This is a genomic window from Nocardioides hankookensis (assembly GCF_042658885.1).
Taxonomy (GTDB): Bacteria; Actinomycetota; Actinomycetes; order Propionibacteriales; family Nocardioidaceae; genus Nocardioides; species Nocardioides hankookensis.
The window spans coordinates 245144-256650 of the sequence record NZ_JBHSRJ010000008.1 but is presented as its reverse complement, the minus strand read 5'-3'; the positions used below and the strand labels follow the sequence as shown (position 1 = coordinate 256650).

General features: G+C 71.1%; 12 protein-coding genes. 10 read left to right on the top strand and 2 right to left on the bottom strand.

What is annotated here, in order from left to right; all coding sequences use genetic code 11:
• Nucleotides 1-17 precede the first annotated feature (17 nt).
• Together ACFPYL_RS18690 and ACFPYL_RS18685 are read right to left on the bottom strand one after the other, a co-directional pair.
• Nucleotides 18-458, bottom strand: a complete 441-nt coding sequence (locus ACFPYL_RS18690; RefSeq protein WP_379157736.1) for an SRPBCC family protein — start codon at nt 456-458, stop codon at nt 18-20.
• Nucleotides 459-512: 54 nt separating this feature from the next.
• Nucleotides 513-1199 carry a LuxR C-terminal-related transcriptional regulator gene (locus ACFPYL_RS18685; RefSeq protein WP_379157733.1) on the bottom strand — a complete coding sequence of 229 codons (687 nt, stop codon included), beginning with the start codon at nt 1197-1199 and terminating at the stop codon, nt 513-515.
• An 87-nt stretch (nt 1200-1286) separates the two neighbouring features.
• On the opposite strand from ACFPYL_RS18685, the gene ACFPYL_RS18680 reads away from it, so the two are divergent.
• The 10 genes from ACFPYL_RS18680 to ACFPYL_RS18635 are packed head-to-tail and all read left to right on the top strand — an operon-like array spanning nt 1287 to nt 11366.
• Nucleotides 1287-2717, top strand: a complete 1431-nt coding sequence (locus ACFPYL_RS18680) for an FAD-dependent oxidoreductase (protein WP_379157730.1) — start codon at nt 1287-1289, stop codon at nt 2715-2717.
• Nucleotides 2714-3892 carry a zinc-dependent alcohol dehydrogenase gene (locus ACFPYL_RS18675; RefSeq protein ID WP_379157727.1) on the top strand — a complete coding sequence of 393 codons (1179 nt, stop codon included), beginning with the start codon at nt 2714-2716 and terminating at the stop codon, nt 3890-3892. The genes ACFPYL_RS18680 and ACFPYL_RS18675 overlap by 4 nt, the downstream gene beginning before the upstream one ends.
• 49 nt (nt 3893-3941) lie before the next feature.
• Nucleotides 3942-4178, top strand: a complete 237-nt coding sequence (locus ACFPYL_RS18670) for a hypothetical protein (RefSeq protein WP_379157724.1) — start codon at nt 3942-3944, stop codon at nt 4176-4178.
• Nucleotides 4179-4223: 45 nt separating this feature from the next.
• Nucleotides 4224-4985, top strand: a complete 762-nt coding sequence (locus tag ACFPYL_RS18665; RefSeq protein ID WP_379157722.1) for a sigma-70 family RNA polymerase sigma factor — start codon at nt 4224-4226, stop codon at nt 4983-4985.
• Nucleotides 4986-5006: 21 nt separating this feature from the next.
• On the top strand, nt 5007-5228 hold the full coding sequence (locus ACFPYL_RS18660) for a DUF2188 domain-containing protein (protein WP_379157719.1): 222 nt from the start codon (nt 5007-5009) through the stop codon (nt 5226-5228).
• Nucleotides 5229-5267: 39 nt separating this feature from the next.
• Entirely contained in the window at nt 5268-7400 is a 2133-nt protein-coding gene (locus tag ACFPYL_RS18655; protein WP_379157716.1) for a DUF4394 domain-containing protein, read from the top strand.
• 50 nt (nt 7401-7450) lie between these two features.
• Nucleotides 7451-8026: a TetR/AcrR family transcriptional regulator gene (locus ACFPYL_RS18650; RefSeq protein WP_379157713.1), complete on the top strand. Its 576-nt coding sequence runs from the start codon at nt 7451-7453 to the stop codon at nt 8024-8026.
• 3 nt (nt 8027-8029) lie between these two features.
• Entirely contained in the window at nt 8030-9250 is a 1221-nt protein-coding gene (locus ACFPYL_RS18645; protein ID WP_379157710.1) for a cytochrome P450, read from the top strand.
• The gene (locus tag ACFPYL_RS18640; RefSeq protein ID WP_379157707.1) at nt 9250-10035 is read left to right on the top strand and encodes an SDR family oxidoreductase; all 786 of its coding nucleotides are present in this window, start codon (nt 9250-9252) and stop codon (nt 10033-10035) included. The genes ACFPYL_RS18645 and ACFPYL_RS18640 overlap by 1 nt, the downstream gene beginning before the upstream one ends.
• On the top strand, nt 10032-11366 hold the full coding sequence (locus tag ACFPYL_RS18635; protein ID WP_379157704.1) for a cytochrome P450: 1335 nt from the start codon (nt 10032-10034) through the stop codon (nt 11364-11366). Before ACFPYL_RS18640 ends, ACFPYL_RS18635 begins: the two co-directional genes overlap by 4 nt.
• The last annotated feature ends 141 nt before the right edge of the window (nt 11367-11507 follow it).

The following is an 11507-nucleotide window of genomic DNA, read 5'->3' as shown; positions in this document are numbered from 1 at the left end:
CGGCAGGCTCCGAGCGATCAGCGGGCTCGTCGTTCGGCGACGTACGCCAAGCGGCGCAGGGCCTCGGTGTTGCGCCAGTGCAGGGGCACGTCACGCAGCGGCTTGGGCACGAGTCGGGCAGGCCCGCTGAGGGCGTCCTCCTCGATGAGGATCCTGGTGCCGGACGCCACCGGCTCGAGCCGGATCGTCACCGCGGCCACCCCGGTCGGCCGGGCCTTGGCGTGGAGGGTGAGCGACAGCCCCGGCACCACGTCGGTGACCTCGGTGACGTCGTCGACCAGCAGCGGCCAGGTCCCGACCGAGTGGTGCAGCCGTGCACCCACCTCCGGCCAGTGGTCGTCCACCTCCCGCATCCGGGACGCACCGACGACCCACAGGGGGTAGAGCCAGCCGTCGGCGAGCACGTCCCAGACCGCGCTCGGCGGGGTGGTGTCCAGGGTCAGCGAGTTGGTGGCCATGCGCGTCGGGTACCCGAGGACGCACGATGCACGCGTGCGCGACGCGGACTCCGGTCAGCCGGGGTCGAGGACGTCCCGCGCCCGGGCCTGCACGTCCTCGCCGACGGTACGGCGCGCGTGCGGCGCCATGCCGTGCTGGACACCCCAGACGACCGCCTGCGCCCGGCGCTCCACACCGATCTTGCGGTAGATCGAGCGGACGTGGGACTTGATGGTGTTCTTGGTGATGAAGGCGCGCTCGGCGATCTGGTCGTTCGACAGGCCCTGCGTGATGAGGCTGAGGATCTCCGACTCGCGCGCGGACAGACCCTCCCGGTCGCCCGGCCAACGGCCGAACTCGTCGTCGGGGAGCTCGGCGGAGGCCGGCGGCAGCACGACCTCCCCGCGGTGCACCCGCTCCAGCAGGGTGACCAGCTCGTCGGCGCCGATCGCCTTCGAGACGTAGCCATCGGCCCCGGCGTCGAGGGCGCGCTCGACCAGGTGGGGGTCGGTGTTCCAGCTGAAGATCACGACCCGCCTGCTCGACGACGCCCCGAGGGCGTCGAGGTCGATCGCGTCGCCCTGCGCCTGGCCGAAGGTGTCGTAGAGGAGGATGTCGACGCTGCTGAGGAGCGGCAGCTGGCTGTCGAGCTCGACGACCTCGATCCGGTCGCCGTACGGCGCGAGCGCGGAGGCCACGCCGAGCACGACGAGCTCGTAGTCGTTGACGACCGCGATCCGGATCGGTCCACTCCCACCCACGCCAGGACTCTAGCCAGGACGGCCGTGAACCGGCGCTCGGGGACGGTGTCGACCGCATGGGTATTGGACCGTCGGGTACCACGGGGCATGGTGCTGACCTCGGTGTGGGAGACGCGCGGCCAGAGCCGCGCTCCATCGGACCAGACTCTGCCGGGCCGCGCGGAGGTCACGGTCGTCGGGGGAGGGCTCACGGGGCTCACCACGGCACTGCTGCTGGCGCGCGCCGGGTGCGGGGTCGTGCTCCTCGAGGCCCGGCAGCTGGGCTCCGGGACCACGGGTCGCAGCACCGCCAAGCTCAGTGTCCTGCAGGGTTCGCGCCTCGCCGGGATCCGTTCGCGACAGTCTGCCGGTGTCCTCCGGTCGTACGTCGACGCCAACCGCGAGGCCCAGGCCTGGGTCGGCCGGTTCGCGGAGGAGCACGGAGTCGCGTTCGAGCGACGACCCGACCACGCCTACGCGAACGGCGAGTCCGGCCGCCGCCTGGTGGACCGCATCCACGGGGCTGCCACCGACGCCGGTCTCCGCACGCGCGTCGTCGACGACGTGGCGCTGCCGTTCCCGACGTACGGCGCGGTGCGGCTCGACGACCAGCTCCAGCTCGACCCGCTCGAGCTGGTGACGGCGCTGTCCGACGCGGCGGTGGCGCACGGCGTGCAGGTCGTGGAGGGTGCCCGGGTCCACTCGGTCAAGGGCCGCGGCCCGCTCCGCGTGCTGCTCGCAGACGGTCGCGAGCTCGCGACGGACCGGGTGGTCGTCGCGACCGGGATGCCGATGCTGGACCGTGGTGGGTTCTTCGCACGGATGACCCCGGCACGCTCGTACGGGCTGGCCTTCCGCACCCCGGGGCCCGCCGTCGACGGCATGTACCTCTCGGTCGACCCGCCCTCCCGTTCCCTGCGGACCGCGCCAGGGACCGACGGGGACCACCTGCTCCTGGTCGGCGGCAACGGGCACACCACGGGCCGGACCAGCTCCGAGCTGGAGCGCGTGGAGGAGCTGCGGCGGTGGACCGCCGAGCACTTCCCCGGCGCCGACGAGACGCACGCCTGGTCGGCGCAGGACTACCTCACCCATCACTCCCTGCCGTACGCCGGCCCGGTCCTCCCCGGCAGCGACCACGTGCTCGTCGCGGGCGGCTTCGCCAAGTGGGGCATGACCAACGGTGTCGCGGCGGCACTCGCGATCGCCGGCCAGGTGCTCGGGGGGCACCAGGAGTGGGCGTCCGCCTTCCGGACCTGGTCACCGCGCGAGGTGAGGGGACTGGCCCGCGGAGCCGTCGCCAACGGCGAGGTCGGCGTCCAGCTGACCCTCGGGTGGCTCACGCCGCCCCGGCGGGAGCGCGGCTCCGTCGTGTGCACCCACCTCGGTGGCGTCGTGCGGTGGAACGACGCCGAGGGCAGCTGGGACTGCCCGTTGCACGGGTCGAGGTTCGACAGCGACGGTGACGTGCTCGAGGGGCCCGCGACCTGCGGTCTCCGGACGAAGACGACGAAGACGATGGACGAGGAGCAGGCATGAAGGCAGTCACCTGGCAGGGGCCCCGCGACATGCGCGTGGAGGAGGTCCCCGACCCGCAGATCATCGACGGCACGGATGCCATCATCCGGGTCACGACGACGGGCCTGTGCGGCTCGGACCTCCATCTCTACGAGCCGCTGGCGCCGTTCATGACGCCGGGCGACATCGTGGGCCACGAGCCGATGGGCATCGTCGAGGAGGTCGGTCCCGAGGTGCGCGACCTGGCGGTCGGGGATCGCGTGGTCGTGCCGTTCAACATCAGCTGCGGCAGCTGCTGGACCTGTTCGCGGGGCCTGCACAGCCAGTGCGAGACCACTCAGAACCGCGACCAGGGCACCGGTGCGAGCCTGCTCGGCTACAGCAGCCTCTACGGCGCCGTGCCCGGCGGGCAGGCCGAGCTGCTCCGGGTGCAGTTCGCCGACTTCCTCCCGATCAAGGTGCCCGAGGGCCCGCCGGACGACCGCTTCGTCTTCCTCTCCGACGTCCTCCCGACGGCCTGGCAGGGCCTCCGGTACGCCGACCTCCCGGACAACGGCACGCTCCTGGTGATGGGCGCCGGCCCGATCGGCGACATGGCGGCGCGGATGGCCCTGCACGAGGGACACCGGGTGATCGTGGTCGACCGGGTGCCGGAGCGCCTGCAGCGCGTGCGCGCCAGGGGCGCGGAGACGATCGACCTTGACGCGGTCGACGACCTCGCGACCGAGGTGCGGGACCGCACCGGCGGCCGCGGCGCCGACGCCGTCATCGACGCCGTCGGCATGGAGGCGCACGGCAACCCCGTTGCCGAGAAGATGATTAAGGCCGTCGGCCTGCTTCCAGACGCGGTGGCACGCCCGCTGATGACCTCGGTCGGCTTCGACCGGCTGGCGGCGCTGCACGCCAGCATCGACGCCGTACGACGTGGCGGCACGGTCTCTCTGCTGGGCGTGTACGGCGGAGCCGCGGACCCGATGCCGCTCATGCAGATGTTCGACAAGCAGCTCCAGCTGCGGATGGGTCAGGCCAACGTCCGTGCCTGGACCGACGACCTGCTGCCGCTCGTCGTCGACGACGACGCGCTCGGCACCGAGGACTTCGTGACCCACCGGCTCCCATTGGCGGAGGCCCCAGAGGCGTACGCGTCGTTCCGGGCGAAGGAGGACGGGATGATCAAGGTCGTCTTCACCCCCTGATCCGCCGGTCGTGTCGATTGCCTCCCTCCGTGCTGGGTACTGCTTCGACATGGGAGAGCAGGAGCACACCAAGCAGCCGGTGCAGGAAGAACGCCCGTTGGACCTCGAGGGCGTCCCCGACGAGGAGGACGTCTCGACGGCCGACAGCGCGGACCGCGTCGATGCCGAGCCGGACGAGCAGCTCAACCGTCCGGACCAGCCCGACTTCGACGAGTCGGAGCGCCGTCAGTACGAGGATCCGCCGCTCACAGATCCGCCGACAGCGGAAAATCACCCCGGTGGGTGAAGGGTCCCTGGTTTGTCGCCCCACCAGGGGCGGAACGTAAAATCCATGACCCTGGAGCGCCAGACCCAGACCCATCGTCTCTTCGACGAAGCCAGCTCGGCAGGACCGGCGGAACGGCGCCGGATGATCGACGAGGTCATCGTGCTCAACCTGCCCGTCGCGCGCTCGATCGCCGGGCGGTACCGGGGCCGCGGCGTCGCGGTCGAGGACCTCGAGCAGGTCGCCTACCTCGCCCTGGTCCGGGCGGCCAACAAGTTCGAGCCGGCCAAGGCCGAGGACTTCCTGAGCTACGCCGTACCGACGATCCGCGGCGAGATCCGACGCTACTTCCGTGACCACGGGTGGATGGTGCGACCGCCACGCCGGGTGCAGGAGGTGCAGTCCCTCATCCAGTCCGCGGACGTCGTACCGGTCGAGGGCGGGGGAGGCACCACGACACAGGACCTCGCCGAACGGCTCGGCCTGCCGCTCAAGGACGTGAGCGACGCACTCCAGGCGCAGGGTTGCTTCCACCCGTCATCGCTGGACGCCCCGGCGATCGCCTCCGGCGAGCCGCTGGGTGACCTCCTCGTCGACGACGACGTGGACGAGTTCGAGGCAGCGGAGGCGCGAGCCCTGGTCCGCACCCTGGTCACGGAGCTCAAGCCCCGCGACCGGCTGATCCTCTACCTGCGCTTCTTCGAGAGCCGGACGCAGCAGGAGATCGGCGACGAGCTGGGCGTCACCCAGATGCAGGTGTCGCGGCTGCTGAGCCGGATCCTGGCCGACCTGCGGGCACGCGCAGGCGCGAGCACGACCGCGGCGTAGGCCGCGACGGGAGGAGAGATCGTGGGAGAGGCGATCGAGACCTACTGCGAGGACGGGGAGTGGCGCAACCGCATGCGCGGGCGCGAACCGCTGCCGGGGACGTACGGCGGACAGGCGGCGGCCGTCGAGGTCGGGCGGGACGAGGCCCGCATCCGCGGCGTCGCTCACGTCATCCGGCGGATCGACGGCACCGTCGCAGAGCGCAACCGCTACCCGCGGCGCTCCGGGGAGATCCCGGGCTGAAGCCGGGACGCCGCGGCCCGCTCCGTCCTACGCTGCGGCATGCGCTCTCTGCCGCTCGTCGCAGCCGGGGCCGTCGCTCTGGCGTCCCTGACAGTCGTCGGCGCCACCACGTCGACCGCCCACGCAGCGCCGGCCGACACGGCGTACGCACTCAACGGCTCCAGCCTGCTGAGCTTCGCCACCGCCGATCCCAGTGATGTCACGGCCAAGCCGATCACGGGCGTCGCGGCGGGGGACACCCTGGTCGGCCTCGACGTCCGCCCGCAGAACGGGCAGCTCTACGCGCTCGGCGTGAACGCGACCGCTGACACCGCGACGGTGTACGTCGTGCACGAGCAGACCGGGTACGCCGCGGTCGTCGGCACTCCCGGCAGCGTCTCCTTCACGACGGACGGCGCGACGACCGTCGACCTGCCGGACCCCGCGACGGTGGGCTACGGGTTCGACATCAACCCCGCCGTGGACCGGATCCGGGTCACGGCCGGGTCCCTCAACTTCCGGGTGAATCCCAACACCGGGGCGCCCGTGGACGGCAACAACGGCGGTGGCGTGGCGACCGGCACGAACCCCGACGGGCCGACCAACAGTGGCACGACGACGGTCGACGGGTCGGCGTACACGAACAACCTGCCGACCACGGCCAACGTCACGACGCTCTACACGCTCGACGCGGCGACCAACTCGCTCTACATCCAGAACCCGGCCAACAGCGGCACCCAGAACTTCGTCGCCGCGGTGACGCTCGGCGGCAGCAACCTCGACTTCACCGCGCAGGGCGGATTCGACATCGCCACCGGCGTCGACACGCTCGTGTCCGGCACGCCCGTGGCGTCCGGGGTGGGCTACGCCGCGCTGACCGTCGCCGGCGCCACGAGGCTGTACTCGATCGACCTCGTCAGCGGCGCCGCCACGGCGATCGGCCCGATCGGCAACGGGTTGCTGCCGATCCAGGGGCTCGCCCTCCAGCGCGACGTCGACGAGGGCTATCCGCTGATCGGTCTCAACGAGGCCGGCACCCAGCTGTCCCGCTTCTCCTCGACCTCCCCGGGGACGGCGACCACGGCGAACGTCACCGGGCTCACGGCTGGCGAGACCCTCGTCGACATCGCCTGGCGGCCCCAGACCGGCCAGCTCCTCGGCTTCGGGTCCAACCCCGCGACCGACACCGGGACGCTCTACCTGGTCGACCCGCAGGGTGGCGGACTCGCCGCCATCGGTGCGGCCAGCTCGGTCGCGTGGGCCGGCACGGAGCTGCCGAACCCGGCGGTCGTCGGCTACGGGATGGACGTCAACCCCGCCGTCGACCGGGTGCGGATCACCGCGGGCAATGGCCTGAACGCACGGATCAACCCGTCCACCGGCGCACCGGTCGTGCCGGCCGACAGCCCGACCACCCAACCGATCACCGCCGCGAGCTACACCAACGCGTACGGCGGCGAGCTCACCGGTCGACCCACCACGCTGTACGGCGTCGACCCCGACGCCGACCAGCTGGTCGTCCTCAACCCGCCCAACAACGGCGTGGCGACGCTACCCCTTCCGATCACGCTCGGCGGCAGCACGCTCGACTTCAGCGCGCTCGTCGGGCTCGACATCCCCGAGGACGTCACGGTGGACACCAGCAACGTCGCGGCCACCGGGTCGGCGTACGCCGCACTGACCGTCGTCGGGACGCCCGGCCTCTACACGCTCGACCTCGCGACCGGCCAGGCGACGAACCTCGGGGCGCTGACAAGCGCGCTGCGCAGCATCGCGATCGGCCAGGCGGGCGCGAACCGTCCGGTCGTCACGCAGCCCCCGCCGTCGGCCAGCCTGGTGAGGGCCGGCAAGGCCAAGCAGCAGCGGAAGGTAGTCGACACCGGGCGCGTGCTGAAGTGCCCGGCCGGCTTCCAGGCTGCGTCCTGCACCACGAAGCTCAAGGCCGTCGCGACCTACAAGGTCAAGGTCAAGGGCAAGACGAAGGTGCGCTCGGCCGTGGTCGGTGCCGCGGTCGTCAAGACCGCGAAGGGCAAGTCCACACGGCTCAAGGTCGCCCTGACGAAGAAGGGGCAGAGGCTGCTGAAGCAGCGCGGCAGGCTGGCTGCCAAGGTCGCGATCGCGGCCCCCACCGGCCCGAAGGCCGCCGTCCGCACGACGATCGTCAAGGTCACGCTCCTCAAGAAGAAGCTCTGACACCGGACCAACCAGTTGCGCCGCTGGAGAACACGTTCTAGATTGGACACGTGTCCAGCCAGGTGTCCGTCTCTCCGCGGCAAGGTCTGAACGCCCGCCAGGCCGAGACGGCCGAGCGGCTGTTCGCGGCCGGCCACGACGAGCTGCGGGCGGTCGGCCACGAGGCGCTGACGGTGCGCACCGTCGCCCAGCGCGCCGGCGTCTCGCCGGCGACGGCGTACACCTACCTGGCCTCGAAGAACCACCTCTTCGCCGAGCTCTACCTGCGCTACCTCGTCGCCGACGAGGAGTGGCGGCCGAGCGGGGGCTCGCCGCTGACCCGGCTGCAGTCGGTCACCCGGCACCTCGCCGAGATGCAGGCTGCGGCGCCCGAGCTCGCGGCCGCGGTGACCCCGGCGTTGCTCGGCTCGGACCCCGACGTGGAGCGGCTGCGGCTGCGCATCGGTGCCGAGTTCGTCGACCGGTTCCGGAGCGCCCTCGGTGAGGACGCCGATCCTGCGGTCGTCGAGACTGTCGCGCTGGCGTTCTCCGGTGCGCTGCTCCAGGCCGGCATGGGCCTGATGACCTACCCCGAGCTCGCCGACCGGCTCGATGCGGTCGTCGCCGTGATCATGAAGGGCAACTGACGGATGACCATCGTGCAGAGCAGTCCGACGGTCCTCGACCCCTACGACTACGGGTTCCAGGACGATCCCTACCCGGTCTACGCGTGGCTCCGCGAGCACGAGCCGCTGCACCACAACCCGGAGCTCGACCTGTGGGCGCTGACCCGCCACGAGGACATCGCCGACGCGCTGCGCACGGAGGGCACCTACTCCAACTCGTACGGCGTCGCGATCGAGAAGTCCGCGTGGGGCCCGTACGCCTACAAGGTGATGTCGATCCTCGGCATGGACCCGCCGCGCCAGAAGCGGCTGCGCTCGCTGGTGTCCCGCGGCTTCACGCCGCGCCGCGTCCACGACCTGCTCCCGCGCATCCAGGAGCTGACCGACCGCTACCTCGGCGAGTGCCTGGAGACGGGCAGCTTCGACTGGATCGCCGACTTCGCCGGCAAGCTCCCGATGGACGTGATCTCCGAGATGATGGGCGTCCCGGAGGAGGACCGCGCCGAGGTCCGCCGTCAGGCCGACATCGTCGTGCACCGCGAGGACGGCGTGTACGACGTGCCTCCGGCCGGCGCCGAGGCGTCGCTCTGGATGGTCTCTTACTTCATCGACATGGTCGCCGCGCGCCGCAAGAAGCCGACCGACGACCTGACCAGTGCCCTGATCGAGGCGGAGATCGACGGCGAGCGGCTCGACGACGACGACGTGATCGCCTTCCTCTTCCTGATGGTCGTGGCCGGCAACGAGACGACGACCAAGCTGCTGGGGCACGCGGCCTTCCACCTGACCCGGCACCCGGACCAGCACGCACTGGTCTTCGGCGGCGAAGGCAACACCGGCCTGGTCGCCCCGTGGGTCGAGGAGACGCTGAGGTTCGACACCTCCAGCCAGCTCCTGGCCCGCTACCTCCTGCGCGACGTCGAGCTGCACGGCCGGGTCGCGCCCCAGGGGTCCAAGCTGCTGCTGTGCCTGGGCTCGGCCAACCGGGACGAGTCCGTCTTCTCCCGTCCGACCGACTACGACATCACCCGCGACGCGGACGAGCTGGCCAAGATCCTGTCCTTCGGTGGCGGCCGGCACTTCTGCCTCGGCGCCAACCTGGCGCGCCTCGAGGCCCGGGTGGCGCTGACCGCGCTCGTCGAGAAGGCCCGCTCCATCGAGGTCGACCACAACGCCTGCCGCCGGGTGCACTCGGTCAACGTCCGCGGCTTCGCGGTCGCCCCGATGACGGTGGTGGCACGCTGATGGGCAAGTACTCCCAGCCCGACCGTCGCCCGGCCGTCGTCACCGGCGCGTCCTCGGGCATCGGCGCGGCCACCGCGCTCGCCCTGGCCGCGGCCGGTCACCCGGTCGCCCTCGGCGCACGGCGTACCGACAAGTGCGAGGACGTCGCGACCGCGATCCGCGATGCCGGGGGAGAGGCGAGCGTGCACGCGCTCGACGTCACCGACGGCGAGTCGGTCACGGCGTTCGCGAAGGCGGTGACGGCCGACCTCGGTGACGTCGAGGTCGTCATCTCGAACGCCGGCGCCGTCGGGCCCGGCACGATCCACGAGGTCGAGACCGAGCGATTCGCCCGCGAGCTCGACCTCAACATCAGCGGTGCGCACCGGCTGGTCCGGGCCTTCGTGCCCGGCATGGTCGAGCGCCGCCGCGGTGACGTCGTCTTCGTGTCCTCCGACGTCGCGGTCCGCGCGCGGCCCTTCATGTCGTCGTACGCCGCCGGCAAGTGGGGCCTGGAGGGCATGGCGCACGCGATGCAGATGGAGCTCGAGGGCACCGGCGTGCGCGCGTCGATCGTGCGCCCCGGCCCGACGTGGAGCGAGATGGGCACCGACTGGGACGTCGACGAGGCGGCCTTCGTGCTCAACCAGTGGGTGCGCTTCGGGCATGCGCGGCACCCGCACTTCCTGAAGCCGACCGCGATCGCCGACGCCATCACGACGGTCGTCAGCGCGCCACGCGGCGTCCACCTGAACCTGATCGAGGTCTCGCCCGAGGCACCCCTGTCCGAGAAGGAGGACCAGTGACCAGCCAGATCCCGGAGGTCTCCTACGCCGTCGAGGACGACGGCCACGGCCACCTGGCCGAGATGCGGGTCGATCCCATCGGTCTCTTCCAGCGCGTGTACGACGAGTGCGGTGACATCGGTCGGTTCCGGCTCGCCGACAAGGACGTCGTGCTGGTGTACGGCGCGGAGGCCCAGGAGCAGTTCTTCCGGGCGCCGGACTCGACGCTCGACCAGGCCGCGGCGTACCCCTTCATGACGCCGATCTTCGGCAAGGGCGTGGTCTTCGACGCCTCGCCCGAGGAGCGCCAGCAGATGCTGAAGAACCAGGCGCTGCGCGGCGACATGATGCGCGGCCACGCGGCCACGATCGAGGCGGAGATCAACCGGATGGTCGCCGACTGGGGCGACGAGGGCGAGATCGACCTGCTCGACTGGTTCGCCGAGCTGACGATCTACACGACCTCGTCCTGCCTGATCGGCAAGCCGTTCCGCGAGGAGCTCGACTCGTCCTTCGCGCACCACTACCACGACCTCGAGCGCGGCACCGATGCGCTGGCGTACGTCGACCCCTACATGGACATCGAGTCCTTCCGGATCCGGGACGCTGCGCGCGAGAAGCTGGTCGAGCTGGTGCAGGGGATCATCGACCGCCGCAAGGAGCGGGGCACGGTGGCCCGCGAGGACCGCGACCTGCTGGACGTGCTGATCTCGATCGACATGACTGCCGACTACATCACCGGCATCTTCATCTCGATGATGTTCGCCGGCCACCACACCTCGTCCGGCACGGCGTCGTGGGCCCTGATCGAGCTGATGCGCAATCCGGGCGTGATGAAGGACGTCGTCGCCGAGCTCGACGACCTGTACGCCGATGGGTCGGAGGTGTCCTTCCAGGCGTTGCGGTCCATCCCGCAGCTGGAGGCGGCGCTCAAGGAGACGCTGCGACTGCACCCGCCGCTGATCATCCTGATGCGGGTCGTGCAGGAGGAGATCGAGCTCGCCGGGCACGTGATCCCGCCGGGCACGGTCGTCGCCGCGTCGCCGCGCGTCTCGAACCGGATCGCCGCAGACTTCCCGGAGCCCGAGCGGTTCGACCCCACGCGCTACCTCGACGAGCGCCAGGAGGACCTGCAGAACCGGTGGACGTGGATCCCGTTCGGCGCCGGCAAGCACCGCTGCGTCGGCAACGCCTTCGCGATGATGCAGATGAAGGCGATCTTCTCCGTGATCCTGCGCGACTACGAGTTCGAGATGGTGCAGCCGCCGGAGTCCTACCGCGACGACGTCTCGAAGATGGTCATCCAGCTCCAGCAGCCCTGCCGGGTGAGGTACCGGAGGCGGCAGAAGTGATGGGCTCGAGAGGTGGTTTCGAGGCTCGCTCCGCTCGCACCTCAACCACCGACGCGGTGGTTGAGGTGCGAGGAGCGCTAACGACCATCGACGCGGTGGTTGAGGTGCGAGGAGCGCTAGCGACGAGCCTCGAAACCACCA

Excerpts from the sequence above, each read along its gene's own strand:
- ACFPYL_RS18690 (WP_379157736.1), bottom strand. The coding sequence starts at position 458 with ATGGCCACCAACTCGCTGACCCTGGACACCACCCCGCCGAGCGCGGTC.
- ACFPYL_RS18680 (WP_379157730.1), top strand. The coding sequence starts at position 1,287 with ATGGTGCTGACCTCGGTGTGGGAGACGCGCGGCCAGAGCCGCGCTCCA.
- ACFPYL_RS18675 (WP_379157727.1), top strand. The coding sequence starts at position 2,714 with ATGAAGGCAGTCACCTGGCAGGGGCCCCGCGACATGCGCGTGGAGGAG.
- ACFPYL_RS18670 (WP_379157724.1), top strand. The coding sequence starts at position 3,942 with ATGGGAGAGCAGGAGCACACCAAGCAGCCGGTGCAGGAAGAACGCCCG.
- ACFPYL_RS18665 (WP_379157722.1), top strand. The coding sequence starts at position 4,224 with ATGACCCTGGAGCGCCAGACCCAGACCCATCGTCTCTTCGACGAAGCC.
- ACFPYL_RS18655 (WP_379157716.1), top strand. The coding sequence starts at position 5,268 with ATGCGCTCTCTGCCGCTCGTCGCAGCCGGGGCCGTCGCTCTGGCGTCC.
- ACFPYL_RS18645 (WP_379157710.1), top strand. The coding sequence starts at position 8,030 with ATGACCATCGTGCAGAGCAGTCCGACGGTCCTCGACCCCTACGACTAC.
- ACFPYL_RS18640 (WP_379157707.1), top strand. The coding sequence starts at position 9,250 with ATGGGCAAGTACTCCCAGCCCGACCGTCGCCCGGCCGTCGTCACCGGC.